The sequence below is a fragment of the Loktanella sp. S4079 genome, from assembly GCF_000967725.1.
Taxonomy (GTDB): Bacteria; Pseudomonadota; Alphaproteobacteria; order Rhodobacterales; family Rhodobacteraceae; genus Yoonia.
In genome coordinates, this window is sequence record NZ_JXYE01000007.1 from 100,589 (window position 1) to 127,010 (window position 26,422).

Annotated in this window: 28 protein-coding genes; 10 read left to right on the forward strand and 18 right to left on the reverse strand. The window is 54.1% G+C overall.

Translation table 11 applies throughout. From position 1 onward, the window contains the following. The first annotated feature begins 2 nt into the window (after positions 1–2). The 5 genes from TW80_RS15270 (at position 3) to TW80_RS15290 (ending at position 4,295) form a co-directional block, all read left to right on the forward strand. Complete coding sequence (locus TW80_RS15270) at positions 3–287, forward strand: co-chaperone GroES (protein WP_045998317.1); 285 nt, start codon at positions 3–5, stop codon at positions 285–287. Positions 288–360: 73 nt separating this feature from the next. Next, positions 361–2,001 carry a chaperonin GroEL gene (gene groL, locus TW80_RS15275; RefSeq protein ID WP_045998398.1) on the forward strand — a complete coding sequence of 547 codons (1,641 nt, stop codon included), beginning with the start codon at positions 361–363 and terminating at the stop codon, positions 1,999–2,001. Between the two features lie 189 nt (positions 2,002–2,190). Beyond that, on the forward strand, positions 2,191–2,688 hold the full coding sequence (locus TW80_RS18220) for a GNAT family N-acetyltransferase (protein ID WP_045998318.1): 498 nt from the start codon (positions 2,191–2,193) through the stop codon (positions 2,686–2,688). Continuing rightward, positions 2,685–3,515 (forward strand): DMT family transporter, encoded by an 831-nt coding sequence (locus TW80_RS15285; RefSeq protein WP_045998319.1) that lies wholly within the window; start codon positions 2,685–2,687, stop codon positions 3,513–3,515. Before TW80_RS18220 ends, TW80_RS15285 begins: the two co-directional genes overlap by 4 nt. Positions 3,516–3,563: 48 nt before the next feature. Further along, entirely contained in the window at positions 3,564–4,295 is a 732-nt protein-coding gene (locus tag TW80_RS15290; RefSeq protein ID WP_045998320.1) for an esterase/lipase family protein, read from the forward strand. Here the strand turns inward: TW80_RS15290 and TW80_RS15295 are convergent. From TW80_RS15295 to TW80_RS15305, 3 genes are all read right to left on the reverse strand, one after another. Continuing rightward, positions 4,292–5,365 carry a 5-(carboxyamino)imidazole ribonucleotide synthase gene (locus TW80_RS15295; RefSeq protein ID WP_045998321.1) on the reverse strand — a complete coding sequence of 358 codons (1,074 nt, stop codon included), beginning with the start codon at positions 5,363–5,365 and terminating at the stop codon, positions 4,292–4,294. The two genes, TW80_RS15290 and TW80_RS15295, sit on opposite strands and share 4 nt — an antisense overlap. Then, complete coding sequence (gene purE, locus TW80_RS15300; RefSeq protein WP_045998322.1) at positions 5,358–5,846, reverse strand: 5-(carboxyamino)imidazole ribonucleotide mutase; 489 nt, start codon at positions 5,844–5,846, stop codon at positions 5,358–5,360. The genes TW80_RS15295 and purE overlap by 8 nt, the downstream gene beginning before the upstream one ends. 69 nt (positions 5,847–5,915) lie before the next feature. After that, entirely contained in the window at positions 5,916–6,134 is a 219-nt protein-coding gene (locus TW80_RS15305) for a YdcH family protein (protein ID WP_045998323.1), read from the reverse strand. A 169-nt stretch (positions 6,135–6,303) separates the two neighbouring features. Between TW80_RS15305 and TW80_RS15310 the strand changes: the two genes are divergently transcribed. Further along, on the forward strand, positions 6,304–6,717 hold the full coding sequence (locus TW80_RS15310) for an Hsp20 family protein (RefSeq protein WP_045998324.1): 414 nt from the start codon (positions 6,304–6,306) through the stop codon (positions 6,715–6,717). A gap of 5 nt (positions 6,718–6,722) precedes the next feature. Next, positions 6,723–6,947 carry a DUF1150 family protein gene (locus TW80_RS15315; RefSeq protein ID WP_045998325.1) on the forward strand — a complete coding sequence of 75 codons (225 nt, stop codon included), beginning with the start codon at positions 6,723–6,725 and terminating at the stop codon, positions 6,945–6,947. A 2-nt stretch (positions 6,948–6,949) separates the two neighbouring features. Here TW80_RS15315 and TW80_RS15320 read toward each other — a convergent pair whose 3' ends face one another. The 3 genes from TW80_RS15320 to trxB all read right to left on the reverse strand — a co-directional run bounded on the left by TW80_RS15320 (position 6,950) and on the right by trxB (position 10,902). Beyond that, positions 6,950–7,789, reverse strand: coding sequence for a glycosyltransferase family A protein (locus TW80_RS15320; RefSeq protein ID WP_045998326.1), 840 nt, complete (start codon positions 7,787–7,789; stop codon positions 6,950–6,952). Between the two features lie 205 nt (positions 7,790–7,994). Next, the gene (locus TW80_RS15325; RefSeq protein ID WP_045998327.1) at positions 7,995–9,704 is read right to left on the reverse strand and encodes a bifunctional sulfate adenylyltransferase/adenylylsulfate kinase; all 1,710 of its coding nucleotides are present in this window, start codon (positions 9,702–9,704) and stop codon (positions 7,995–7,997) included. Positions 9,705–9,960: 256 nt separating this feature from the next. Beyond that, a complete protein-coding gene (gene trxB / locus TW80_RS15330; protein WP_045998328.1) occupies positions 9,961–10,902 on the reverse strand; it encodes a thioredoxin-disulfide reductase in 942 nt (313 codons plus the stop codon). A gap of 165 nt (positions 10,903–11,067) precedes the next feature. Between trxB and TW80_RS15335 the strand changes: the two genes are divergently transcribed. Both TW80_RS15335 and TW80_RS15340 read left to right on the forward strand, forming a co-directional pair. After that, positions 11,068–11,568, forward strand: coding sequence for an Lrp/AsnC family transcriptional regulator (locus tag TW80_RS15335; RefSeq protein ID WP_045998329.1), 501 nt, complete (start codon positions 11,068–11,070; stop codon positions 11,566–11,568). Positions 11,569–11,744: 176 nt separating this feature from the next. After that, positions 11,745–12,257 carry a hypothetical protein gene (locus TW80_RS15340; protein ID WP_045998330.1) on the forward strand — a complete coding sequence of 171 codons (513 nt, stop codon included), beginning with the start codon at positions 11,745–11,747 and terminating at the stop codon, positions 12,255–12,257. 181 nt (positions 12,258–12,438) lie between these two features. Here TW80_RS15340 and ccoP read toward each other — a convergent pair whose 3' ends face one another. From ccoP to ccoN, 4 genes are read right to left on the reverse strand one after another with little or no spacing between them, the layout of a single operon-like run. Continuing rightward, on the reverse strand, positions 12,439–13,305 hold the full coding sequence (gene ccoP / locus TW80_RS15345) for a cytochrome-c oxidase, cbb3-type subunit III (protein ID WP_045998331.1): 867 nt from the start codon (positions 13,303–13,305) through the stop codon (positions 12,439–12,441). After that, positions 13,302–13,505 carry a CcoQ/FixQ family Cbb3-type cytochrome c oxidase assembly chaperone gene (locus TW80_RS15350; protein ID WP_045998332.1) on the reverse strand — a complete coding sequence of 68 codons (204 nt, stop codon included), beginning with the start codon at positions 13,503–13,505 and terminating at the stop codon, positions 13,302–13,304. The genes ccoP and TW80_RS15350 overlap by 4 nt, the downstream gene beginning before the upstream one ends. A 12-nt stretch (positions 13,506–13,517) precedes the next feature. Continuing rightward, positions 13,518–14,267, reverse strand: a complete 750-nt coding sequence (gene ccoO, locus TW80_RS15355; RefSeq protein ID WP_045998333.1) for a cytochrome-c oxidase, cbb3-type subunit II — start codon at positions 14,265–14,267, stop codon at positions 13,518–13,520. A gap of 11 nt (positions 14,268–14,278) precedes the next feature. Continuing rightward, on the reverse strand, positions 14,279–15,877 hold the full coding sequence (gene ccoN, locus TW80_RS15360; protein ID WP_045998334.1) for a cytochrome-c oxidase, cbb3-type subunit I: 1,599 nt from the start codon (positions 15,875–15,877) through the stop codon (positions 14,279–14,281). A gap of 142 nt (positions 15,878–16,019) precedes the next feature. Between ccoN and TW80_RS15365 the strand changes: the two genes are divergently transcribed. After that, the gene (locus TW80_RS15365; protein WP_239450568.1) at positions 16,020–16,901 is read left to right on the forward strand and encodes a universal stress protein; all 882 of its coding nucleotides are present in this window, start codon (positions 16,020–16,022) and stop codon (positions 16,899–16,901) included. A gap of 105 nt (positions 16,902–17,006) precedes the next feature. On the opposite strand, the gene fnrL is transcribed toward TW80_RS15365, so the two are convergent. From fnrL to TW80_RS15405, 8 genes are all read right to left on the reverse strand, one after another. Then, a complete protein-coding gene (gene fnrL, locus TW80_RS15370; protein ID WP_045998335.1) occupies positions 17,007–17,726 on the reverse strand; it encodes a transcriptional regulator FnrL in 720 nt (239 codons plus the stop codon). Between the two features lie 116 nt (positions 17,727–17,842). Further along, positions 17,843–19,489, reverse strand: coding sequence for a glycoside hydrolase family 3 protein (locus TW80_RS15375; protein WP_045998336.1), 1,647 nt, complete (start codon positions 19,487–19,489; stop codon positions 17,843–17,845). Positions 19,490–19,599: 110 nt separating this feature from the next. Further along, entirely contained in the window at positions 19,600–20,454 is an 855-nt protein-coding gene (locus TW80_RS15380; RefSeq protein ID WP_045998337.1) for a fumarylacetoacetate hydrolase family protein, read from the reverse strand. Between the two features lie 62 nt (positions 20,455–20,516). After that, the gene (locus tag TW80_RS15385) at positions 20,517–21,458 is read right to left on the reverse strand and encodes an ABC transporter substrate-binding protein (RefSeq protein WP_045998338.1); all 942 of its coding nucleotides are present in this window, start codon (positions 21,456–21,458) and stop codon (positions 20,517–20,519) included. 40 nt (positions 21,459–21,498) lie between these two features. After that, entirely contained in the window at positions 21,499–22,506 is a 1,008-nt protein-coding gene (locus tag TW80_RS15390; RefSeq protein WP_045998339.1) for an ABC transporter permease, read from the reverse strand. A gap of 1 nt (position 22,507) precedes the next feature. Then, a complete protein-coding gene (locus tag TW80_RS15395) occupies positions 22,508–24,028 on the reverse strand; it encodes a sugar ABC transporter ATP-binding protein (protein ID WP_045998340.1) in 1,521 nt (506 codons plus the stop codon). Positions 24,029–24,061: 33 nt separating this feature from the next. After that, complete coding sequence (locus TW80_RS15400) at positions 24,062–24,808, reverse strand: SDR family oxidoreductase (RefSeq protein WP_045998341.1); 747 nt, start codon at positions 24,806–24,808, stop codon at positions 24,062–24,064. Between the two features lie 23 nt (positions 24,809–24,831). After that, positions 24,832–26,346 carry a UxaA family hydrolase gene (locus tag TW80_RS15405; protein ID WP_045998342.1) on the reverse strand — a complete coding sequence of 505 codons (1,515 nt, stop codon included), beginning with the start codon at positions 26,344–26,346 and terminating at the stop codon, positions 24,832–24,834. Between the last annotated feature and the right edge of the window lie 76 nt (positions 26,347–26,422).

The window sequence follows — 26,422 nt, forward strand, 5'->3', positions numbered from 1 at the left end:
AAATGGCATTTACACCACTTCACGACCGCGTACTCGTTCGTCGTATTGAAAGCGACGAAAAGACTGTTGGCGGCCTGATCATTCCTGACAGCGCCAAAGAAAAACCTGCTGAAGGTGAAGTCGTCAGCACTGGCGAAGGCGCCCGCAAAGACAACGGTGAACTGATCGCAATGGCTGTAAAAGCCGGCGACAAAGTGCTGTTTGGCAAATGGTCCGGCACCGAAGTCAAAATTGACGGCGAAGACCTGTTGATCATGAAAGAAAGCGACATCCTGGGTATTCTTTAACCCAAACTGTGTGGTGGATTGAAATCCACCCTACGGATGTCACGCAAATATCTTATTCAAGGAGCACATGAAAATGGCTGCTAAGGACGTCAAGTTCGATACCGAAGCCCGGAACAAGATGCTGAAAGGCGTCAACATTCTGGCAAACGCTGTAAAAGTTACACTCGGCCCCAAAGGCCGCAACGTAGTGCTGGATAAATCATTCGGCGCACCACGCATCACCAAAGACGGTGTCTCTGTCGCGAAAGAGATCGAACTGGAAGATAAGTTCGAAAACATGGGCGCGCAGATGGTTAAAGAAGTTGCATCGCGCACCAACGACGAAGCGGGTGACGGCACAACTACTGCAACCGTTCTGGCCCAAGCGATCGTTCGCGAAGGCATGAAATCTGTTGCTGCTGGCATGAACCCAATGGACCTCAAGCGCGGCATCGACATGGCAACAGCCAAAGTCGTTGAAGCGATCAAAGCAGCTGCACGCCCTGTCAACGACAGCGACGAAGTTGCACAAGTTGGTACAATCTCTGCAAACGGCGAAGCTGAAATCGGTCGTCAGATCGCAGACGCAATGCAGCGCGTTGGCAACGAAGGCGTTATCACCGTCGAAGAAAACAAAGGTCTGGAAACAGAAACCGATGTTGTTGAAGGTATGCAATTCGACCGCGGTTACCTGTCACCTTACTTTGTGACCAACACAGAGAAAATGACAACAGAGCTGGAAGACGCAATCATCCTGCTGCACGAAAAGAAACTGTCTTCTTTGCAGCCAATGGTTCCACTGCTCGAGTCTGTCATCCAGTCTGGCAAACCTTTGCTGATCATCGCTGAAGACGTTGAAGGCGAAGCGCTGGCAACCCTCGTAGTTAACAAACTGCGCGGCGGCCTGAAAATTGCTGCTGTTAAGGCACCTGGCTTCGGCGATCGCCGCAAAGCTATGCTGCAAGACATCGCTATCCTGACTGGCGGCCAAGTGATTTCCGAAGACCTCGGCATGAAGCTTGAGAACGTGACAATCGACATGCTGGGCACAGCTAAGCGCGTTGCAATCACCAAAGACGAAACAACTATCGTTGACGGTGCTGGCGACAAGGCTGAAATCGAAGCACGCGTAAACCAAATCCGTGGCCAGATCGAAGAAACTTCTTCTGATTACGACCGTGAAAAACTGCAAGAGCGCGTTGCCAAACTGGCTGGCGGTGTTGCTGTGATCCGTGTCGGCGGCATGTCCGAAGTAGAAGTGAAAGAGCGTAAAGACCGCGTTGATGACGCACTGAACGCGACACGCGCTGCTGTTCAAGAAGGCGTTGTTGTTGGCGGTGGTGTTGCACTGATCCAAGGCGGCAAAGCGCTGGAAGGTCTGACTGGCGAAAACTCTGACCAAGACGTTGGTATCTCGATCATCCGCAAGGCGATCGAAGCACCTCTGCGTCAAATCGCTGAAAACGCTGGTGTTGACGGCTCTGTTGTTGCTGGCAAAATCCGCGAAAGCGACGACAAAAACTTCGGCTTTAACGCACAGAAAGAAGAATATGGTGACATGTTCAAATTCGGCGTCATCGACCCTGCAAAAGTTGTCCGCACTGCCCTGCAAGACGCAGCATCTGTTGCTGGCCTACTGATCACAACCGAAGCTATGGTTGCTGACATCCCAGCAAAAGAAGGCGCAGCGCCAGGCGGCATGCCCGACATGGGCGGCATGGGCGGCATGATGTAAATCGAAACGCTTAGCGTTTCGGCGCGGGCACATAGCTGCGATCGTTTCATCAGAAACGGTCACAGCTTACCCCGCATCAGCCACAAAGAGGCGGTCCGGTTTCGGGCCGCCTTTTCTATTTGCCAGGCCGCGCGTCGCACTCTCGTATCTCGCTGGACCTCTGTCACGGGCGTCGCTACCGTCTGGCGCATGACACTATTCCAAGCACCTGAATTCGCCCGCGATATGAAACGTGGCGAAGAACTACATGTCGACGCATTACTGCAGCACGTCTTTGGGCATACCAAAGAGGTCAAACAGGTTGCGGCCCTGCGCAAATCGAAAACAATCGCCGGAGAAACGGTTCTGCCGATGGATGGGCAGATCGTTGGTTATTACGCGCTATCGTATATGCGCAGCCCAAAGGGGTGGCTTTGCCTTGCCCCGCTCGCCATTCACCCCGACTTACCGCGTGGATACGCGAAACGTATGCTTGGCGTATTGTCCGAATGGGCGCGCATTACTGGTACCCCTGTTGTCGCTCTGGGTGAGCCAGATATCTACGAACAATCAGGGTTCGTGACATTTCCAGATACGCAGTTCACCAGCCCCTACCCGGCCGAAAACACCCGTTTTGCCGGGCTCGCCCAAACACCCAAGGAACTGGCCCTAACCTACCCCAAAGCATTCGCGGATCTGCACAAATGAAACTTGCCCTTGCCGTCGTGATTACGATGATTGCGTTCGCTGCGAATTCCGTGCTGAACCGGCTTGGGGTGGCGCGCTACGGGCTGGACCCAATGCAATTTGCCGCGATCCGTGTTGCAGCAGGTGCATGTGCACTGTGGCTGCTCGTTGCCTCGCGACGGTCAGAGCGGCCAACGATATTGTCACGCAAACGTCTTGGCGGAGCTGTCACCCTCGCGATTTATATGATCGGTTTTTCCTGGGCGTACCAAGGGCTGGACGCAGGCGTTGGCGCACTCATTCTCTTTGGTGCTTTGCAGGTTGTTATATTTGGTTGGGCATTGGTCGAAGGGCAGCGCATCGCGCTATTGCGTTGGCTGGGTATGGGGACTGCATTTGTCGGGCTATGCGTTCTACTGTGGCCTTCTGACGCCACTCCAATCGCGAGCTTCAGCGCGGTAGCAATGATCGCTGCGGCTATTGGGTGGGGAGGCTACACATTGCTCGGTCGCGCAGAGAACGACCCGCTCGGTGCGACCGCGAGCAACTTTTTGCTCTGCGTGCCGCTGGTCAGCTTCGGGTTCTGGAGCAACACGCCAGTATCAACCGCTGGGATCATTTGTGCGGTGACCGCCGGCGCTGTGACGTCTGGAATGGGCTATGCGCTATGGTATCGCGTTTTGCCAAGCCTTCAGACGACAATGGCAGGGATTGCCCAACTTAGCGTGCCAGTTATTGCTGTGCTTTTTGGCGTCGCGCTATTGGGTGAAACACTTAGTATCTTGATGATCATCTCTGGCATCTTGGTGCTAGGCGGAATCACGATTTCGCTATACGGGCAAAAATGAACCACCCTTCCCCTTTTAGTGCAGCAGGTCAGTGATAGGTATACTGCCATGAAAACACTGATCGCCGCCGTTCTGGGCCTATTGGGCACCCCCGTTGTCGCACAAGAATGTGTGGTGCTTTTGCATGGGTTGGCGCGGACAGAAATGTCGCTAACCCCACTCCAATTGGTGCTTGAAGAACAAGGTTACCAAGTCGTTAACCGCGGTTACCCCTCAACCACAGCGCCCATCGAGACATTGGTCAAAGAGCACCTGACCGAAGATGTGGCCGCATGTGGCGACAAAAAGATCAACTTTGTCACCCATTCGATGGGTGGCATCCTTGTGCGGCTTTGGCTGACCGATAATCGCCCGCAGCAGATGGGGCGCGTGGTGATGCTTGGGCCACCGAATGCAGGGTCAGAACTGGTTGATATTTTCGGCGAATTCGAACCATTTCAGTGGGTCAACGGTCCTGCGGGCCTGCAGCTTGGAACGGAACCTGATAGCGTGCCGAATAGTATCGCCTATGTTCCCTACGAGGTGGGGGTGATCGCCGGTGATCGCACCTTAAACCCCGTTTATTCGGCGCTGATCGAAGGTCCGGATGATGGCAAAGTTTCGGTCGCCTCAACGCGTCTGGATGGGATGACCGACCAGATTGTGCTGCCTGTCACGCATACCTTTATGATGAACAACCCCCTCGTCATGGAGGAGGTCGTTCTATTTCTGAAAAATGGCCGTTTTGATCACCAACTTAGCCTGACCAATGTTATCTTTGGTACGGAGCATTCCGACTAGGCTTTGGATTTCGCGATCCGGTTGATGTGGCCCATTTTACGGCCCGCCTTTACCTCTGCCTTACCATAAAGATGGATCGCAGCATCGGTCAAAGCCAGCTCTGGCACGCGGTCCATGTCGTCACCGATCAGGTTTTCCATCACCACATCAGAATGCCGCTCTCCGCTCCCCAAGGGCCAGCCTGCAACCGCACGAATGTGCTGTTCAAATTGGCAAATCGTGCAGCCATTCTGTGTCCAGTGACCAGAGTTATGCACGCGAGGGGCGATTTCATTCACGATCAAACCATTGGCCGTGACGAATAGCTCAACTCCCATCACGCCAACGTAATCAAGTGCGTTCAGAATGTTCGCGGTCAGCAAGACCGCGTCTGTGCGCTGGCTCGGGGTTAGGTTTGCGGGCACCGTGGTGGTCCGCAAGATGCCTGCCTCATGCACGTTTTCACCGGGATCATAGCAAGCAACCGCACCATCTGGACTGCGCGCGCCAATCACAGACACCTCGTGACTAAAGTCGATGAACCCTTCGAGGATTGCGGGCGCGCCGGACATATCGGCAAGCGCCTGATCGGCATCTGCGGGTGACATGATCCGTGCCTGCCCTTTGCCGTCGTACCCCATACGCCGGGTTTTCAAGATCGCTGGCGTACCGATTTCCGCAATTGCCTTAGCGAGATCATCTGCATTCGCCACATCCGCGAATGGTGCCGTCTGAAGCCCCAAGCCACGCAGGAATGTCTTTTCGGTCAGGCGATCTTGACTCGTGGCAAGCGCCTGACGACCCGGATGAATGGGTGCCAGCGTTTCCAGCAGATCAAGTGCGCTGGTCGGGATATTTTCAAATTCGTAGGTGATCACATCAACGGACTGGCCAAAGGCCGTCAGCGCATCTGCGTCCTCGTAGCTGGCGGTGGTGACACGGTGCGCCACATCCGCCGCTGGTGGGTTTGCCCCCGGCTCAAATATGTGGGTCTTTAGTCCCAACCGCGATGCCGCAACTGAAAGCATACGGCCAAGCTGTCCACCGCCCAAAATACCGATTGTGGCCCCAACGGGCAGAGGATTAGTCATCAGTTGGTTCATCCGGAATAGAATCAGAAAGTGCGACACGCCACGCATCCAAACGGGCGGCCAACGCGGGGTCTTGTAGGGCAAGGATACCAGCCGCCATCAAGCCACCATTTTTGGCGCCAGCTGCACCAATCGCCATCGTCGCAACAGGAAATCCGCGCGGCATTTGCAGAATTGAATAAAGACTATCAACACCAGAAAGGGCCTTGGTTTGAACCGGGATGCCAATGACGGGCACCCGCGTTTTTGATGCCATCATTCCGGGCAAATGCGCCGCACCCCCTGCACCTGCGATGATAACCTGCAAACCGCGGTCGACCGCTGTCTTACCGTAATCCCACAACCGATCTGGTGTGCGATGCGCTGAAACGATCTTGGTTTCGAATGGCACGCCCAGCTCTGTTAGAACATCAGCTGCCTCGCGCATAGTGGGCCAATCCGATTGGCTGCCCATTATGATCCCGACCAAAGGTTGCGTCATACTTTTCTGATCCTCGTATTGGAAAGGAAGCGGCAATATAGCCATGGCATCCAAAGCTGCAACGCCCTATCAGGCAATAATATCTGGCAATATGCGATCTTCGAGCGCGACAATGCGATCCTTGAGCGCCAGTTTTTGCCGCTTAAGCCGCTTGAGCGTCAACATATCGGTCGTCCCACTTTCATGCAAAGCCGCAATCGCCGTGTCTAAATCGCGATGCTCTTGTCGCAAAACTTCGAGTTTGACGCGCAAGACATCAACCTGTTCCATTTTTGCGGAGTTATTCATCGATCAACTACCCAGTTATCTCTACATGGATGCTCTATAGATAAAGCCAACGCAGAAATCATCCTAATACTTGCCCTTGATCAAATTGCGATTGCCCCCCATATTTTCAGAAAGGTTGCCGAAATCGGGACCGACAAACGCGACAGTCGCTTAAAGAAGGGCATGTCTTATGACGAAATTGGCTTTGGGAACACATCCGTTCCTTTTGGGGTTTGAGCAACTAGAAAGACTGGTTGAGCGCACAGCAAAAACTGGAAACGACGGTTACCCCCCTTACAATATCGAGCAGACCTCGGAAAACTCATATCGGATCACCTTAGCTGTAGCTGGCTTTGCCGAGAGCGATCTAGCGATCACCGTCGAGGACAACTCGCTGGTTATTCGTGGCCGCCAAGATGATGATGCCGAAGGGCGCGTATACCTTCATCGCGGTATTGCTGCCCGGCAGTTCCAACGCTCTTTTGTCTTGGCTGATGGCGTCGACGTCGGCGAGGCGGTCATGGAAAACGGGTTGCTGCATGTCGATCTGACGCGGTCGATCCCTGATCGTGTCGTGCAAACAATAAACATTCGGAAAGGATAACGGACATGGATACCAAACACGATATGAACGCACTTGCGACTGACATCGTATACGTAAAGCCCGTGCTTGCCGCCGACCTGCCCGACGATATGCGCGAACAGGTCGGTGATCTGGAAACGCTATTCGCCGTTCACAACGCCGAAGGTGAACAGCTCGCCTTGGTTGCGAACCGGAAACTCGCGTTCCATCTGGCCCGTGAAAACGACATGACGCCTGTCACGGTCCACTAAGTTCAGAGCCAAACACCATAGGTATCTTGCATGTACTTAATGCAAGATACATTTGCCTCATCACGGTTCGCACCATCAAGGACAGCCTGATAGAGCGGCATCTTTTCACTATTCTTATTGATTTCAGGATGCATAAATCCAGCGGCCTGCCAGATTGGGATACCTTTGCGCGCCATATGGCCACTTAGCCATACATCGTCCACGCTCCATAATACGTCAGGGATATCGTAGGCGAGATCGTCAAAAAAGTCCGGCTTTACTAATACCGCACCAAAGCCTTCGGCGATGCACGCGTTGCCAGGCTTTACGTATTTGGGTCGAAAGGGCTTTCGTTCCTTAACCCCGGTCCTGAGCTCTCGTGATATCTGCCCGATACGTTTGGCCCGATAGCTCAAACCCTTCTTGAATAGCTTTGGCCGAGGGTTTGGAGTGGTTTCTCCAATGTCACTAAGCCCGCGCAAATGTAGTGCCTCGTCCAATGTCGCTGTCGCGATACATTTACCTTCGTTGCCGACGCGCGCAGCCAAAATGCGTTCAAACCAATCAGGTGTATAGACCCGATCATCATCACAAAAGATAATATCGGTGTCCGTCCCGCGCAGTTCTTCGGCGGCAAATAGAACTTTGCTCGCAGGCCCTAGATCGTCTTCGGGTTGGACAATACGCACCCCCGCCGGCACATCAGGAAGAGAGCCATCATAATCAGGAAAGCGGCGATATTTCTTGGGTATGTAAACGCGGATTTCGTCAACTTTGACAGTTTGTTTTTGCAGGCACGACAGGATGGAATCAATCGTATCAAACCGCGGCGGAATAGTAGAAAGCGAAACGACAAGGCTCATTTATTTTCTCTGGATCGTATGAATTTGCGTAAACCAAATGACGAATAAACAAATACAATTCACCTGACTTATGCCGATGCGCGCCCTCCCGCAAGCGATCATTTTACGAAGCAATATCCAACAGCAAGAACTGGCGTACAATTCCCAGAACGCAAAAAGACCGGAGGCTTTTCAGCGCTCCGGTCCCTCATGGGTTTCTTTGCGATTAGGCCTTGATCAGCCCCATGCTCTCAAGCTTCAGAATGACCTGATGCGCGCAGTTATCAACTTCGACGCTTTCGGTTTCTAGGCGAAGCTCTGGGTTTTCTGGCACGTCGTATGGATCGGAAATACCTGTGAATTCCTTGATCTTACCTTCGCGTGCTAGCTTGTACAGGCCTTTACGGTCACGGCGTTCACATTCCTCGATCGAAGTTGCAACGTGTACTTCGATAAAGGCACCGAACTGTTCGATATCTTCGCGGACTGCGCGGCGTGTTGATGCATATGGTGCAATCGGTGCACAGATCGCGATACCACCGTTTTTGGTGATCTCAGACGCGACATAGCCAATGCGGCGAATGTTCAGGTCACGGTGCTCTTTGCTAAACCCAAGCTCAGAAGACAGGTTCTTGCGAACGATATCGCCATCCAGCAATGTGACCGGGCGACCGCCCATTTCCATCAGCTTTACCATCAACGCGTTTGCAATTGTGGATTTGCCAGAACCAGAGAACCCAGTGAAGAACACGGTAAAGCCCTGCTTGGCCCGTGGAGGACGTGTTTTACGCAGTTCTTCGACCACTGTCGGGAAGCTGAACCACTCTGGAATTTCCAGCCCCTCGGCTAGACGACGGCGCAATTCTGTGCCCGAGATGTTCAGGATGGTGACGTCATCCTTGTCTTTGATTTCGTCCGCTGGCTCGTATTGAGCACGGTCCTGCACATAAACCATGTGCTTAAAATCAACCATTTCGATGCCGATTTCTTCTTGGTGCTCGCGGAACAATTCCTGCGCATCATACGGGCCATAGAAATCTTCGCCAGCAGAGTTCTTGCCAGGGCCTGCGTGGTCACGACCAACAATAAAGTGGGTACAGCCGTGGTTCTTGCGGATCAGCCCGTGCCAAACTGCCTCGCGTGGGCCAGCCATACGCATTGCAAGGTTCAGCAAAGACATTGCCGTTGTGGATGCTGGGTATTGGTCCAATACGGCCTCGTAGCAGCGCACGCGGGTAAAGTGATCAATGTCGCCCGGCTTGGTCAGACCAACAACGGGGTGAATCAAGAGGTTGGCTTGCGCCTCTTTTGCGGCACGGAAAGTCAGCTCTTGGTGGGCGCGGTGCAGCGGGTTACGTGTTTGGAACGCAACAACTTTGCGCCAGCCCATTTTGCGGAAATAGGCGCGCAGCTCGTTTGGCGTGTCGCGCCGACCACGGAAATCGTAGTGCACAGGCTGCTGGATACCCGTTACAGGTCCACCCAGATAAACAGCGCCCGCGTGGTTATGCAGATAATTCACCGCAGGGTGAGCAACGTCATCCGCGCCAAAGACCTTTTCGGCTTCGCGGGATTTGCTTGGCACCCATTTGTCGGTGACAGTCATTGTCCCAAGAATGACACCTTCTTGGTCACGCAGTGCGATATCCTGCCCCAGTTCGACCCCTTCAGCGAATTTTTCAGATACATCCAAGGTGATGGGCATCGGCCACAAAGAACCATCTGCCAAGCGCATGTTTTCCACGACGCTGTCGTAGTCTTCTTCGGTCAAGAACCCCTTAAGCGGGTTAAAACCACCGTTCATCAACAGCTCGAGGTCGCAAATCTGACGTGGTGTCAAATCATGGCTAACAAGCCCGGCCGCTTCGGCTTTGAGCTTTTGCGCGCTGTCGTAGGACACATATAATTCTGGGATTGGGGCCAAGTTCTGTGGCATGGGTACTCTCTGACAATGAATGTATCTAAATGGCGGCATAGACCCGCGTAATGCGTAATGTCTAGCACAAGAACTCAAAAAAGACAGCCGTTCGCATATCACCCTCTGATCAAGGACCATGATAGCCGTGCGCGGGATGGATTAGACTGGCTGTCTTGTGCTTGTGCTGTGATCAGAAAACGCGCCTACCCCTTACCAACAAAAAGAAAGTGCCGGACGATGAACCCGGCACGAATCCGCAAACTATTGGATAAATTTACTCTTGCTCGGCCAAGAAACGCTCTGCGTCCAGCGCGGCCATACATCCCATGCCGGCAGAAGTCACAGCCTGACGGTAAACATGGTCTGTCAAATCACCCGCGGCAAAGACGCCGGGAATTGCCGTGCGCGTGCTGCCTGGCTCTACTTTGACATAGCCACCGCTGTGCAATTCCAACTGGTCCTTAACCAATTCAGATGCGGGCGCGTGACCGATTGCGATAAACACACCTTTGGCTGGGATATCCGTAATCTCGCCCGTTTTGGTATGTTTAACTTTGATGCCTTCAACACCCAGCGGGCTGTCGGTACCATAAACTTCGTCGACTTCGTGGAACCAAAGAGTTTCGATTTTGGGGTTCTTAGCCAAACGATCCTGAAGGATCTTTTCGGCACGCAATTCGTCACGACGGTGGATCAGCGTTACTTTGGACGCAAAGTTGGTTAGGAACAATGCCTCTTCGACCGCTGTGTTTCCGCCGCCCACGACGACGATCTCTTGGCCGCGATAAAAGAAGCCATCACAGGTTGCACAGGCGCTTACACCGAAACCTTTAAATTTCTCTTCGGTCGGCAAACCAAGCCATTTGGCCCGCGCGCCGGTGCACAGAATGACAGAATCGGCCGTATAGACAGTGCCGCTATCTGATTTCGCGGTGAAGGGACGATTTTGCAGATCAAGCTCTGTAATGATGTCGCCAACGATCTCACATCCCATCGCGCGGGCGTGTGCCTCCATCCGAACCATGAGGTCAGGGCCTTGCACCTCGGTGTCGCCGGGCCAGTTTTCAACCTCAGTGGTGGTCGTCAATTGACCGCCTGGTTCGATCCCTTGCACGAGGATTGGCTCCAGCATCGCACGAGAGGCATAAACCCCCGCAGTATAGCCGGACGGACCAGAGCCGATGATCAGAACTTTAGTGTGACGCGTGTCGGACATGTTTGGCCTCTTTTCAATGAATCCGCTTTGATATAGCGGTGCACGTCCCGGGTTAAAAGACCGCGCATAGCAGGCATGCACGGTTCGTTAATTGCCGAACATTGAAATAATATTGCGCCCAGCTACACAACTGCGTAGTATTTGGAAAAATACAGAGGAACCCCGATGCCGGGCACTAAACTTGACGAAATCGACCGGATGATTCTGGCAGAGCTGCAAGCCGACGGTCGCATGACAAACGTTGAACTCGCAAAGCGCGTAGGAATATCCGCGCCGCCATGTCTGCGTCGGGTTCGCACATTGGAAGAGCAGGGCTACATCTTGGGCTATCACGCCGATGTAAATGCCCGCGAGCTCAGCTTTGAAGTCCAAGTCTTTGCCATGGTCGGTTTGGTGAGCCAAGCCGAGGTTGATCTGAGTGCTTTTGAAAAACTCTGCGCGGGATGGCCTCTCGTACGGGAATGCCACATGCTGAACGGCGAAGTTGACTTTATCCTGAAATGTGTGGCGCCAGATTTGCGCACATTCCAACGCTTCCTGACCGAGGAACTGACGAGCGCCGAAAACGTGGCATCAGTCAAAACATCACTTGTCATTCGTGGCGCAAAGGATGAACCCGGCGTGCCATTTGATGTACTTGAGGCACGTTTGGCGCAGCAGGCTTAGTTGCGCAAAACTCCTTCCTTCGAACGTATCAAAAACTTCCAATGGTCTTAGGGTTTGGAGCACCAGTTTAGATGAAGATAATGACGTCGTTTTACCATAAAGCCAAAGGGTTGCGGAGAAACCCCTTAATTGCAATAAGTTACCTTAGATTGTAATTTGCATTTTGGAGAAACATAGTGTTTTCGACCACTCCCCTAAAAATTTCCGCCGCCATTGCCGCCCTGTCGCTGACAGGCTGCGTCGAAACAACGACGTCGCAAAGCACTGCGGTTGAGGCTCCTGAAAGTACAGCTACGGCAGCCGAGGCGACCGTCGTCGACACCCCTGTCGTAACTGCAAACTTCGGTCGAGGCGGTGGAAACTGGGAAGGCTTTGGCAACATCCTGTATCGGTATGCAGTGATCGAACAAAACAATGAAGTTTACATATGCGGGGCCTACACCGGGCGAGGCAGTACAAACATTCGTAAGCTATCCCGCGAGGTGATGCGCCAAGCGACGGCCACTTCAAACGGCCAGACAATTATGAGAAATATGCGCTTCTTTAGCGAAGTATCAAATTCGCATCTTTCCACTTCGCTGGTCGGTGTAGAGACGAATTGCCGTTCAACAGGGAAATCAGTTGATGAAGTTCCGTTGAACAGTATTCGCGTCGAAACCCGAGGGGGCCGCTATCGCGTAAGAATCTAAGCCCGGTCTTAATCCAAAGTGATGGGCTCTGCCTGCAGCTCTCACGATCTCAGGGCAAAGCTGCGGCGCTGATATAGAATCTTGCCGTTAACAATACGAAACGGGCACCCGCGTTTGCAGGTGCCCTTTGCTCACTGGGTGCATTCAATTGCGCGAACAGATGGAACGCGCCCTGTGATCCCTATTCACCGCCACCGAGTTGATGGACATAGGCGGTAACAGCTTTGATTTCGGCCTCACTGAGGCGCGTGCTCCAGTTGGGCATGACACCAAATCGGGCAAAGCGGACGGTCTCTTTGATCGCGGCTTCGTCCCCACCATAAAGCCAAATCGCATCGGTCAGATTGGGCGCGCCCAAATCGCGCAGCCCGGCCCCGTCCGCGCCATGGCAAGACGTGCAGTTGTCAGCAAACACAACAGCACCCTCCTTGGCCAATTCCGCGTCATGGGATTGATTTGAAATCGCGCGGACATGCTGAACAACCGTGTCAATTTCATCCCGCGATAGAATATCATCAAAGGCCGTCATCTCGGAAAACCGCGCATCCCAGTCTTCTTCGTTTCGTATGCCGTGGCGAATGGTGTAGGCGATACTGTCAAAATCCCCACCCCAAAGCCAATCATCGTCCAACAAGTTCGGATACCCGACTGCCCCAGCAGCACCGGCCCCATGGCATGTCGAACAATTGTTGCGAAACACGGCCGCTCCGGCGGACGCAGCATAGCGTGATAGCTCTGGATCTGCGGAGAGATTATTCAGGTCTGCGGCTGCCAACCGCGCGGAAATCGCTGCGTTTGCCTCTTCGAATTGGGCGATGTCGGCGGCGACCTCAGCGCGTGTTGCGTAGCCCAACACCCCCTTGGTCGCACCCGAGATCATGGGCCAAGCCGGATAGGCAATAGTATATCCGATCGCCCAAACAATCGTGATATAAAAGGTCCATAACCACCAACGTGGCAGCGGATTGTTTAGCTCTTTGATGCCGTCCCAATCGTGACCCGTGGTATCTGTGCCAGTGATGTGATCAATTTCTTTGTGGCTGCTCATGATTGCAGCTCCTTGGTTTGAGGGGCGCCATCAGGCGTATCGGGCGCGTCTTCGTTACGAAATGGGATTGAAGCAGTCTCGGCGTGGACACCCGCGCTTCCGGGGCGAAAGGCCCAGATGATCACCCCGACGAAAAACAAGGTCATCGCAAGCAACACCCAACTGTCGGCAAATTCTCTAAGCAGGGAATATGTATCCATTGTCGGGCTCCTTTATCGGCTTGCGTCTGGGGTAAATGTCGAAAAGTCGACCATCGTTCCCAGCACCTGCAAATAGGCGACCAATGCGTCCATCTCTGACACACCGGGTGCGCCATCAAAATTCCGCACCTGCGCGCCGGGATAACGCTCAATCAGATCATCATAAGTATCGCTATACGGGTCGATTTGGGCGATCACGTCGGCCTTGGCGGCGTCGATCATTTCATCCGTGTAAGGCACACCAACCAGCGCATGAGTTGCGACAACATCGGCCGCATATTCCGCGTTGATTTCAGCATCCATCAAATAGCCATAGCCGGGCATCACGGATTCAGGCACCACGGCCTGCGGGTCGATCAAATGGTCGACATGCCAAGCGTCAGAATAGCGCCCACCGACGCGCGCCAGATCTGGCCCCGTCCGTTTGGAGCCCCATTGAAACGGGTGGTCATACATCGACTCTGCCGCCAGCGAATAATGTCCATAGCGTTCGACCTCATCACGCATCGGGCGGATCATCTGGCTATGACACACATAGCAGCCCTCGCGGATATAGATATCGCGCCCCGCCAATTCGAGCGGAGAATACGGGCGCACCCCTTCGACTTTTTCGATCGTGTTTTCGAGATAAAACAATGGCGCGATTTCGACGATCCCGCCGACAGTTACAACCGCCAGAGAGCATACGAACAATAAGGTCGGGCTACGCTCCAGCATCGCGTGCTTGGCCAAAAAGCCCTTGGTTGGTGTTGTTTCAGACATCTTCCTGATCCTTATTGAACTGGGACGCCGACCAAGGCTTTTTCGCGCACGCCGCCCTTGATCGTCATGAACATGTTCCACGCCATGATCAGCGCACCCGCGAGGTACATCACCCCACCAAGACCACGGACGATATACATGGGCAGTTTGGCGGAAACGGTGTCGGCAAAGCTGTTCACGAGGAACCCGTTGGCATCGACTTCACGCCACATCAGGCCTTCCATGATACCGGTGACCCACATGGACGCCGCGTAGAGAATGATGCCGATGGTCGCCAACCAGAAATGCCAGCTAATCGCGGAAATCGAATGCATCTGCGCACGCCCCCACAGACGCGGGGTAAGGAAATACAACGCAGAGAATGTGATCATCCCGTTCCAGCCAAGCGCACCTGAATGCACGTGCCCAATGGTCCAGTCAGTGTAGTGTGACAGGCTGTTCACAGCGCGGATCGACATCATCGGGCCTTCGAATGTGGACATGCCGTAGAAGGCCAAACTGATCACCATCATCCGAATAATTGGATCGGTGCGTAGCTTGTCCCACGCGCCTTGCAGGGTCATCAGACCGTTGATCATCCCACCCCAGCTCGGCATCCAAAGGATGATTGAAAACACCATACCCAACGTCGACGCCCAATCCGGCAGCGCGGTATAGTGCAGGTGGTGTGGCCCAGCCCAGATATAAAGGAAAATCAACGCCCAAAAGTGGATGATCGACAGTTTGTAACTATAGACAGGGCGGCCGGCTTGTTTAGGGACAAAGTAATACATCATCCCCAAGAATCCCGCTGTCAGGAAAAAGCCGACGGCATTATGGCCATACCACCATTGGGTCATCGCATCTTGGACACCCGCAAATAGCTGTACAGATTTGCTGCCCCAGATACTGACCGGAACAGACAGGTTATTCACGATGTGAAGCATCGCAACGGTGATGATGAAGGACAGCAAGAACCAGTTGGCGACGTAGATGTGTTTTTCTTTGCGATTGAAAATCGTCCCAAGATAGACAGCAAGAAATGCCACCCAAACAATGGTCAGCCAAATATCGACATACCATTCCGGCTCTGCGTATTCTTTGGATTGCGTCGCACCCAGCAGATAACCTGTCGCGGCCAGTACGATAAACAAGTTGTACCCCCAAAACACAAACCACGACAGGTTTCCGCCCCATAATCGCGCGGCGCAGGTGCGCTGCACGATGTAGAAAGACGACATAATCAGCGCATTACCCCCAAAGGCGAAAATGACCGCGCTCGTGTGCAGCGGCCGCAAGCGACCAAAATTCCCATAGGGCTGCAAAAATTCGAAATTCAGTGACGGAAAGGCGAGTTGGAATGCGATGACAACGCCAACTAAAAACCCAACAACGCCCCAAAATGCCGTCGCAACTACCCCGGCGCGGATAACATTATCCATATAGCCATCGGTCGCGACGGGTTTGATCGGCTCGTCCGTGTTCCGCAGAACCCACAAAAACAACGATCCGGACACCAACATGATAATGATGGCATGCACCACATAAGCGATGTCGCGCCCCCAGTTTGCGGCAATCGCAGCAAGCAGCGTGATGATCGCTAGCACCAGCAGCTTTACATAGTTTCCCATCAGAGAACCCCTTTTTATTTGCAGCCCGGTCAGGTGCCGCATCAATCTATGGGTTCTGTTTGCGCAGAATTTCCGCTGCGGTCTTTGACATGGATCAAGACCTGCGCATCTGATCTGCGTCATGGTGTGGATAAGGTGCAGTTTGGATCACACCACTGGACTGACGACACCAATGCTCAAGGAGATGCCAGTCATGGCCTACAAGATCATCTCGACCATCATTACCGACCAAGCAGATGTTGACGCGCTCAATGCCGCGATCGCGCTGGCCTCGCGCATGGATGCGCATCTCGACATCTTTGCGATCACAGTCAGCCATATTGAAACCGGCGGCTTCTATATGGGCGCTGACGCCGTTCTTTTGGCCGATCAGACCAAAGACGCGATTGAACGCCGTGATAAACTGGAAAAATGGATCAACGCCGAGATGCAGGGCGAAACCGTGCGCTGGTCCCTGCAATCGGCGGCAGTCCAAGGGCCCGGCCTGCGCGACTATATCACGCGACACCTGCGGTTTACCGATCTGATTGTGACCGCGCGCGTCTATCCCGGCAACGAAGAACTGCCCACCATCATCGAGGCAAGCATGTTCAACGCAGAACGCCCTGTCCTGATGATCCCCCCGGGTTGCGAGGCACCCAACGACGGCGGGCGAATCCTTGTGGGATGGAATGACGGCGCAGAGGCGCTCTCGGCGGTGCGGCACGCCCTGCCCTTTATTGGGGAATCGGCACAGACTGATGTGTGTATCATCGATCCACCTGCCCGTGGGGCCGACCGATCTAACCCCGGCGGGGCAATTGCCCAGTATTTAATGCGCCATGGCGCAAAGACTCTTGTTGACGTTCTGGCAAAAACAGAGCCAGATATCGCCGAGATGCTGTTGCGCCATGCTCGGGAGGTTGGCGCACAGATGATCGTGACCGGGGCCTACGGCCATTCCCGTTTGCGTGAAGCTGTCTTTGGGGGCACTACGCGAAGTTTGTTGGAGTTGGCAGACCGGCCGATCATGATGTCGCGTTAAGACGCGCGGCATCCTTGGGGTGGACGTGGCCGACGTTTTGGGAGGAACACGGAAGGCGTCCACCCTTGCCAATTGTCAAACATCGCGTTTTCGACTGGCAAGATTTCAGAAATCTTCGCCGGTTTCCGCACGCAAGGCATCAATATCAGGAACGGTAATATCGCGCCGATCCGTAAACGCGATCAGCCCCTCACGTTTCAACGCGGACATTTGGCGGCTTACCGTTTCGATTGTAAGGCCCAGATAGTTCGCCATGGTTTCGCGTGTGATCGGCAGGGTAAACGTAGCTTTGTCTTGCGTCTTTTCCGAAAGCTTCGCCATGCGGGTCGCGATCATATACAGCAATGACGCAATTTTTTCCCGCGCTGTTTTGCGCCCCAAGACCAGCATCCATTCGCGCGCCGCGTCCAATTCGTCGAGCGTCATCTCAAGCAAACGCTGGCCGACATGTGGGGTATCATCGATCAGCTTTTCAAACGGTTTACGCCTGAAACAGCACAGCATCATATCGGTTTCAGCAACCACATCGCATTCAATCGTATCGCGATGGGGACGCCCCATGAAATCGCCGGGCAGCAAAAGCCCCACCATCTGCACGCGTCCATCGGGCATTGTGCGTGTCAGGCTTGAAACGCCAGAGACAATCGACGCCACAAATTCAAGCGGATCACCTGCAAAGAAAATCGGCTGGCCTGCGGAAAATGAACGATAATACTTGATCTGCTCCAGTTCACGCATCTCGTTTGGTTCGCATTTGGAACACACCGCGTTAAAACGGATGGGGCAGTCGTCACATGAATTCAATGTCGGAACAGTAAGTTTCATCTCGACGGACCTTTGCACGAAAAACGCAATCAGCGAAAAACTGAATTTATTCAGCTATCGCAGTGCAAAACGCGCAGGTCAATAAGTCGACAGATGGGGTAAAAGACCTCATCCCGCTAAAACTTTGCGTCCCCCAGCCCCACAAATGGGTCTACCGGATTGTTTTCATTCCAGTCTTTCTTGCCCAATAGCAATTGAAAGACTGCATGCTGTGTCGTTTCGGTCGTTGAGTAGGCATTGATATAAGTCGGCACACGCGGCGCATCATAGAGCATGTAGGGATAGCCAAATGAGATCATCACAGTCGGTATTTCGTGCCAAAACCGCTGCATCGCGACGCCAAAATCACCGGTCAGTGACAACCAATCCAAGAAAATGCGTCCGCGTGTTAGCAGCGTCTCATCACCGAATAGGTAAAGCACCAGATCATACTGACTGGGAGATACCTCCATCCCTGGCGTGTAGATCGTGACCTGAAATCCTGCGCCAACCAATAGATCAGGCAGCACAAAGGGCAGCGGATCAGGCACAAACGGAAATACAATCCCGCCAGAGAACACCAAGACACGTCGATGTTTCTTAGGACTTAGCGGCAAATTGTCCTGCACGTCTTTCACCAGTGTCGGTGCCATCAACGCGACGTCAGCCGCATAGGAAATGTTGGCTTGGCGATCGACCCGCGCAAGCGGGGCGGCCTTTTGATGTAGGCCAAGCGCTGCTTTCATTGCCAATTGCCGCGCGACCGCATCATTGATCCGATCCCACGTTAGTCTGCCGTCCTCCAATGCGGCACGCAGATAGCCCAGATCTTGCTCTGGATTGTCTGAAAACAAGATAACATCGCAGCCACTGCTGATCAGCTCGGGTAGATAATCCTTGCGATGTGACCACGACCCGAGGCCCGCCATTGACGTTGCATCAGACACGACAAGCCCGTTGAACCCCATTTCTACGCGCAATAGCTGCGTTGTTAACAGCTTACTGATCGATGCCGGGCGATATGCCTCTGGCGAATTGTCGCCCTGGTTCGCGTAGGCAGGCAAGGCAATATGTGCCGACATGACCGACATCGCACCTCGATCAATCGCTGCCTGATACAGCCGCCCAAAGCTTTGCTTCCAATCATCCATCGACAGCGGATTTATTGTGGTGACGAGATGCTGATCGCGGTCGTCGTATCCTTCGCCCGGCCAATGTTTCACCGTCGCCCCGATGCCATGCTCTTGGAACACTTCCATCTGAGCAATGGCATGTTTTTCAATCGTATCCACATCGGAGCCGAATCCGCGGGTCGCTACAATCGCGCTACGAAAGGCATGGTTAATGTCGAGAACCGGCGTAAAGCTCCAGTTAATGCCAGAAGCGGCTGCCTCTTGCGCCATGCGTCGACTAACTTCTTTAGTAATATCCAAATCATCAATCGCCGCCAATGACAGCGGGTTGGGCCATTCTGCACCATCAGGCAGCCCCATGCGCGACCCTTCGAGATCGGCAGAGACAAGCAGCGGTGTTGGCACAATTTTGTTGAACTTCGCGATAAAGGCGCGTTCCGCCTGTGCATCACCGCTAAGCATGCGGGTAATCCCGCCGGGCCGAAACGCCATCGCTTGGGCCATCAGTTTGGCATTGTCGCCAGGGCATCGCAGATTGAAGAGCTGCCTCAATTTATCGTCGTTAGACAGTGCGGAAAATGCTGCCTTTACCCAATCAATCGCCTCGGAATCGAGCGAGAAAGGCGACTGTTCAAACTTTTCAAATTGCATTCACTGCTCCGATTAATGCGTCTCAAATTGATTTTGACAAAGGCAGCCGAAAGGATGGCAAAGGCCCCCGCGCACAATCTGCGAAGGGGCCCTGTGTAATCTCGAATTGATTAAGAATTTACAACCGACTGCGTTTGGACACCAAGCCCCTCAATCCCGAGGCGCATGGTTTCGCCACCCTTTAGGTACACTGGTGGCTTTTGCCCCATCCCCACACCAGGCGGTGTGCCCGTTGAGATCACATCACCCGGCTGCAACGACATGAATTGGCTGAGATAGGAAATCAAGAATGGTACTTTGTAGACCATCGTGGCGGTTGATCCGTCTTGATAACGCTTGCCATCAATCTCTAGCCACATGGGCAGGTTGTCGTAATCGCTAACCTCATCAGGTGTCACAAGCCATGGACCCGTTGGGCCAAATGTATCGCACCCTTTGCCCTTGTCCCAGGTTCCCGAGCGTTCGATTTGGTATTCACGTTCTGACACGTCGTTCACCACGCAAAAACCAGCGACATGTTTCATCGCGTCGGCCTCGTCGATGTAAGACCCGCCAGTTCCGATCACGACGCCCAACTCGACCTCCCAATCGGTTTTCACCGAACCGCGCGGGATACGCACATCATCATCTGGGCCAACAACTGCCGAGGTCCATTTATTAAAGACAACGGGTTCTGGCGGCACCTCTAAACCGCTTTCTGCGGCGTGATCGGCATAGTTCAATCCGATGCAAATAAACTTGCCAATGTTTCCAACGCAGGGACCAAGCCGCAGACTATCTTGGGGTGTTCCCGGCACAATCGGAAGGGCCGAAATATCAAGCCCGCTGAGCTTAGACATCCCTTCGGTGGTCAGCGCATCACCTGAGATATCCTGAACGACACCAGAGAGATCACGCACGCGCCCCTCGTCGTCCAGCAGCCCCGGCTTTTCCTGACCCGCAGGCCCGTAACGTAACAGCTTCATCTTTGCCCTTTCGCAATAGTGTGACGGCCCGCTGACAATAACGGGCCGTTTCTTGAAAGCAATCAATCGTAGAGAACGGCCTGAATTTCAGCGTTATCAATGTTAGATTGATCGTAATAGTAGAACCCAGTGTCGATCACCGCAGGCAGGTCTTGACCCTTGGTTGCGGCGACCGCTGCTTTGACCGTTTCGTAACCGATCCCAACCGGGTTTTGGGTAATTGCGCCCGCCATCAAACCGTCACGAATGGCGTCTGTTTGCGCCTTACCCGAGTCATAGCCAATGATGGTCACCCCTTGGGTGCCCAATTCGCGCACCGCGTTCACCACACCAATGGCAGATCCTTCGTTCGTGCCAAACATCCCATCCAAATCAGGGTTCGCAACGAGGATCGCCTTGGCGACTTCGGTCGACTGCAACTGATCGCCCTGACCGTATTGGACCGTGACCACCTCAATTTCGGGGTAATTGGCCGCAATCTGATCTAGAAAACCATCCCGGCGGTCGATCCCTGTGCGACTGGTTTGATCGTGAGCAACAACCGCGACGGTTCCAGAGCCGCCAATCAGCTCTGCCATCTTATCGGCTGCCAGCGCTGCGGCAGCGCGGTTGTCGGTTGTCGCAGTCGTGACCGGAATATCGCTGTCCACACCGCTATCAAAGGCCACTACCGGAATGCCTGCATCCGCCGCCTGTCGCAGCAATGGGATCGCTGCTTGGCTATCAAGTGCGGCAAACCCAATCGCCGCTGGACTATTGGCAAGGGCAGCCGCCAGCATATCAATCTGCCGGTCGACCATGGTCTCGTTGTCGGGGCCTTCGAAAGTGATGCGCACACCTTCTTCTGCGGCGGCTTGCTCTGCCCCGGCTTGCACAGCCTGCCAGAACTGGTGCTGGAACCCTTTTGAGACCAGCGGGATAAAAAGTTCATCCTGCGCAATTGTTGGCTGCCCTAATAAGGCTGCGGCGCCCAGCGCCCCCATAAACGTACGGCGTAACAACATGTTTTCCTCCTCCACTGTTGTTTGGTCGTCTCGTAGTGCTTTAATTCGTTTTGCGGCGACGCATCATATCGGCGTAAACAGCCAAGATAATAATGATGCCCGTCACCACGGTCTGCCATTCCTGCGCCACGGACAGCACACGCAGACCGTTGGTCAATACCGCCATAATCAGCGCCCCAATCAGCGTACCGATGATGGTGCCTCTCCCACCTGATAATGAGGTCCCGCCAATCACAACGGCAGCGATGGCCTCTAGCTCGTAACCTAGCCCGAGCGCCGGCTGCGCAGAATTCAAACGTGACGCAATCAGCAAACCACCGATCCCCACAATCGCGCCTGCCAACGCGTAGATCGCAATTTTCCAACGGTCTGTATTTACCCCCGAAAGGCGGACGGCCTCTTCGTTTGATCCCAGCGCAAAGCAATACCGCCCTAACACCGTACGGCTCAGGATATAGGCCGCTGCACCTGCAACGATGAACAAGATCAAAACCCCGTTCGGAATAGGCAGAAATGGGATAACTTCACCGATCAATGACCCCCGAGAAATTTGATCAAAGCCAGGCGTATCGTTGAAATAGATCGGCCGCGTTCCAGAGATGACGAGGCTGAGGCCCTTGAGGATCAGCATCATGCCGAGGGTCGCAATGAATGGCGGGATCTTTAGCTTGGCGACAAATGTGCCTGAACACATGCCGCAAAATGCACCCGTACCAATCGCCGCGATAATCCCCAAAGGCATGGGTAGCCCTGCTTTGGTCAGCACAACACCTGCCATAACGGCGCAAAACGTCATCATGGTGCCAACCGACAGATCAATGCCCCCCGTAATAATCACCAAGGTCGCGGCAATCGCCAGAACACCATTCACCGAAGTCGCCTGCAATATCGCGATCATGTTCGACATCTGCATGAAGTTCGGCGACGCCAATGAAAACACGATGAGCAAAACGATCAGCGACGCGAATGCCAGAACGCGTTGATGGGTCAAGGCGCTGACAATCCGGCTAACCACGGTCGGGTCTTGGGGTGAAGTGATTACTGTCATCTTATCCTCCGACGCGCGCAGCCTGCATGTCGCGCTGCGTCGCTAGTTCCATGATATCTTCTTGGGTTGTGGTTGATCCGCCGGGCAAAATGCCCGTCAGGCGCCCCTCGCACATGACGGCGATACGGTGGCTCAGGCGCATGACTTCGGGCAGTTCAGAACTGATTACAATGATCGCCCTGCCCTGCGCGGCGAGCTCTTCGAGCAGGCGGTAAATCTCTGACTTTGCGCCCACATCAATGCCGCGTGTCGGCTCGTCAAAGATGAGAATATCGCAGTCTCGCAAGAGCCATTTGGCGATCACCACCTTTTGCTGATTACCCCCCGACAAAAGCCGCACATCCTGCTGATCCGAAGGGGTGCGAATGCCAAGTTTCGTAATATAAGACTGCGCCGTTTGGCGCATCGCGTGTTCGTCCAACACCCCTGCCCGCGAGGTAAACCGCGCAAGCGATGCCATCGCAATATTTGCGCGCACTGTCATATCCGTCGCCAAGCCGAAATGCTTGCGGTCCTCGGACAGATAGCCAATGCCCGCGCCAACTGCATCGGCAGGGGTGCGAATATCGCATCGCGCGCCATGCACAAAAATCTCGCCGCTATCACGTGGGTCTGCACCAAAGATGGCGCGGGCGACCTCGGTTCTGCCTGCGCCCATCAGCCCAGCAAACCCTAGGATTTCGCCCTTTTTCACGTCGAAACTCACATCGTGAAGCTCTCGGCCGCGGCTAAGGTTACGCACCGCGAGCGCGACCTCTGCTTGCGCAAGCTTCGGGATTTGCGGTGGCTGATCGTGCACTTCGCGCCCGACCATCAGCTCGATAATCTTGGAAAGAGGCGTCTGCGCCGCATCCAGCGTGTCGATCCACGCACCATCGCGCATCACTGTCACGCGATCAGCAATGCGTTTGATTTCATCCATCTTGTGGCTGATATAAATAATCCCAACGCCGTCAGCCTTAAGACGGGCAATAACTGCGAATAGCTCTGCGATTTCGGCATCATTCAACGCAGCTGTGGGTTCATCCATGATCAGCACGCGCGGGCGGTAGGACAGCGCCTTGGCGATTTCGATCAGCTGTTGCCGCGCGATAGTTTGTTCTCCGACGCGCGCGCGCGGATCAATATCCAGATGCATTGACGCGAATATCTCAGCGGTCTGCGCATTCAATGCTTTTTCGTCCAACCGTCCAAAACGGCGGCGCGGTTCGCGTCCGATAAAGACATTCTGCGCAGCCGTTAGATCGTTCATCAGGCTCAGCTCTTGGTGGATGATGCCGATCCCCATGTCTTGAGCCGCGCGTGGTGTATCTGGTGCACCCGCAAAGCCCGCGATACGCACAGTTCCGCCGTCGCGGTGATACACCCCTGACAAGATTTTCATCAGCGTGGATTTTCCAGCGCCGTTTTCCCCCATCAACGCGTGGACTTCGCCCGCATTGAGATCGAATTGAACGTTCTTAAGGGCGTGAACCCCCGGGAACCTCTTTTCGATACCCGTCATTTCAACAAGTTTCGTCATTTGCGCCGGCCCTCCCAAACCGTTGCAAAACGTCTAAATCGTGACGCCCCCATCAACTGAAACGGCCTGCCCGGTGACAAATCGGCTATCGTCGGACAAGAGATGAATGATCGTTGGCGTCATGTCTTCGACTGTGGCAAGCCGCCCCATTGGCTGACGCGCGATAAAATCCTTTTCCGCCTGCACCGGATCAGAGGCAGCCGCAATGCGCCCACGAAGTGAAGGAGTATCCACCGTTCCGGGACAAAGCGCATTGCAACGCAGCCCAGACTGCACGAAATCGGCGGCGATCGCCTTGGTCAGGCCCAGTACAGCAGCTTTGGTTGCCCCATAAGCCGTCCGGTGCGGAAAGCCCTTAATCGATGACGCCATTGAAGACATATTCAGGATCGAGGCGGTTCCCGTCTGTCCAGCCTGACGTAACATTCCCGGAATGAATGCCCGGCTGATCCGCAACATTGAGGTCACATTCACATTGACCGAGCGTTCCCAGTCTTCGTCCGAAACATCCAAAATCGTGCCGTGATGAACGATGCCAGCGCAATTGAACAGGCAATCGAGATCCGGCAAATCCTGAGCAATGTCTAAGGTCGCCTGTGCATCGGTCACGTCAAACACCCGCGTTTCGATGCCGTCAATATCGCGCAACGTTGCTAAGGTATCTGCATTGAGGTCTGTCGCGATGACTTTGGCGCCCTCGCTTGCGCAGGCAATAGCGGCAGCATGGCCCATTCCTTGCCCGGCTGCTGTAATCAAAATTGTTTTGTCTCTTAAACGCATACACGGCTCCCCCCGACTTATGCTTACATGACGGCTCCGATTTGCCATGGCACGAACTCCACCCCGCCATAGCCTAGCTCTTCGCTTTTGGTTTTTTCCCCCGACGCAACCCGAATGAATAATTCAAATAGATCGCGTCCCTTTTCCTCGATCGAGACGCCATCAGTAACGATATCACCACAATTCATATCCATATCGTCAGACAGGCGGGCATACATTTCGCTATTCGTTGCGATCTTGATCCCCGGTGTGGGCATGTAGCCTGACACAGAACCGCGGCCTGTCGTAAATGCGATCAGATTCGCGCCAGAGGCCACCTGTCCCGTCACAGAACAGGGATCAAATCCAGGGCTATCCATAAAGACAAACCCTGACGTGGTGATCTTTTCGGCGAATTTGTAAACATCGGACAAAGGGGCGCTGCCACTCTTGGCGACAGCACCCAACGATTTTTCTAAAATCGTTGTAAGCCCGCCGCGCTTGTTGCCGGGGCTGGGGTTATTATCCATCTCACCACCGTTACGCGCACAGTAGTCCTCCCACCAATGCACACGATCAATCAGCTTTTGTCCGACCGCAGCCGAGACCGCCCGCCGCGTCAAAAGATGCTCTGCCCCGTAGATTTCAGATGTCTCGGATAGGATCGTTGTACCGCCGTGCCGGACCAGCAAATCCGACGCGGCCCCCAAAGCCGGGTTCGCCGTAATCCCAGAATAGCCATCCGAGCCGCCACATTGCATGCCTACAGTTATCTTGGATACCGGGGCGGGTGCTCGCGCGACCTCATTCGCGAGGGCCGCCACACCGTGAAGTTGCTCAAGCCCTTTTTCGATGGTCTTGCGTGTGCCGCCCTCTTGTTGGATCGTCATATAGCGCAATGCGCCATCGGCCCGAATAGGGCGTCCATCCACCAGCGCGGAGAGCTGCATCACCTCGCACCCGAGACCAATTAACAGGATCCCCCCAAAGTTGGGGTGACAGGCATAGCCAGACAGGGTGCGAAAGAGCGCATCATAACCTTCGTTCTCGCCCGACATGCCACAGCCCGTGCCATGTGTGATTGGAACGATGCCGTCCACATTAGGATAGGCATCAAGCAAGCCAGTCTTATCTGCCGCTTCGGCGATGAATTTGGCCACCGAGCCCGAGCAGTTCACCGAAGTGAGGATGCCAATATAATTGCGCGTTCCAACCCGACCGTCCGCACGAGGATAACCCAAGAAGGTGCGCTCTTCTTTGATTGGTGGCAGCTCGCGTACTTCGCTTGCGAATGCGTAATCTTGCGCGTGCTCGCCCATGCCAAGGTTCTGCACATGCACGTGTTCACCTGCAGCGATGTCCTGCTTTGCCTGACCAATGGTTTGCCCGTAGCGGATAACTTTGTGACCGGCGGCAATGGGTCTACGCGCGATTTTGTGCCCCTGTTGTACCGACTGCACCAATGGCACGGCGACACCGGGAACCGTTGTACCAGCTTTCAAATCTGCAAGGGCGATCACGATATTATCGTCGTCGTGAAGGCAGATCACTTGGGGCATACTGGCGTCCTATGCTGGCATATAGAATTTCGTTAAAACAAAATCACAATTAGCTTTACATGTTGCATATGTCAAC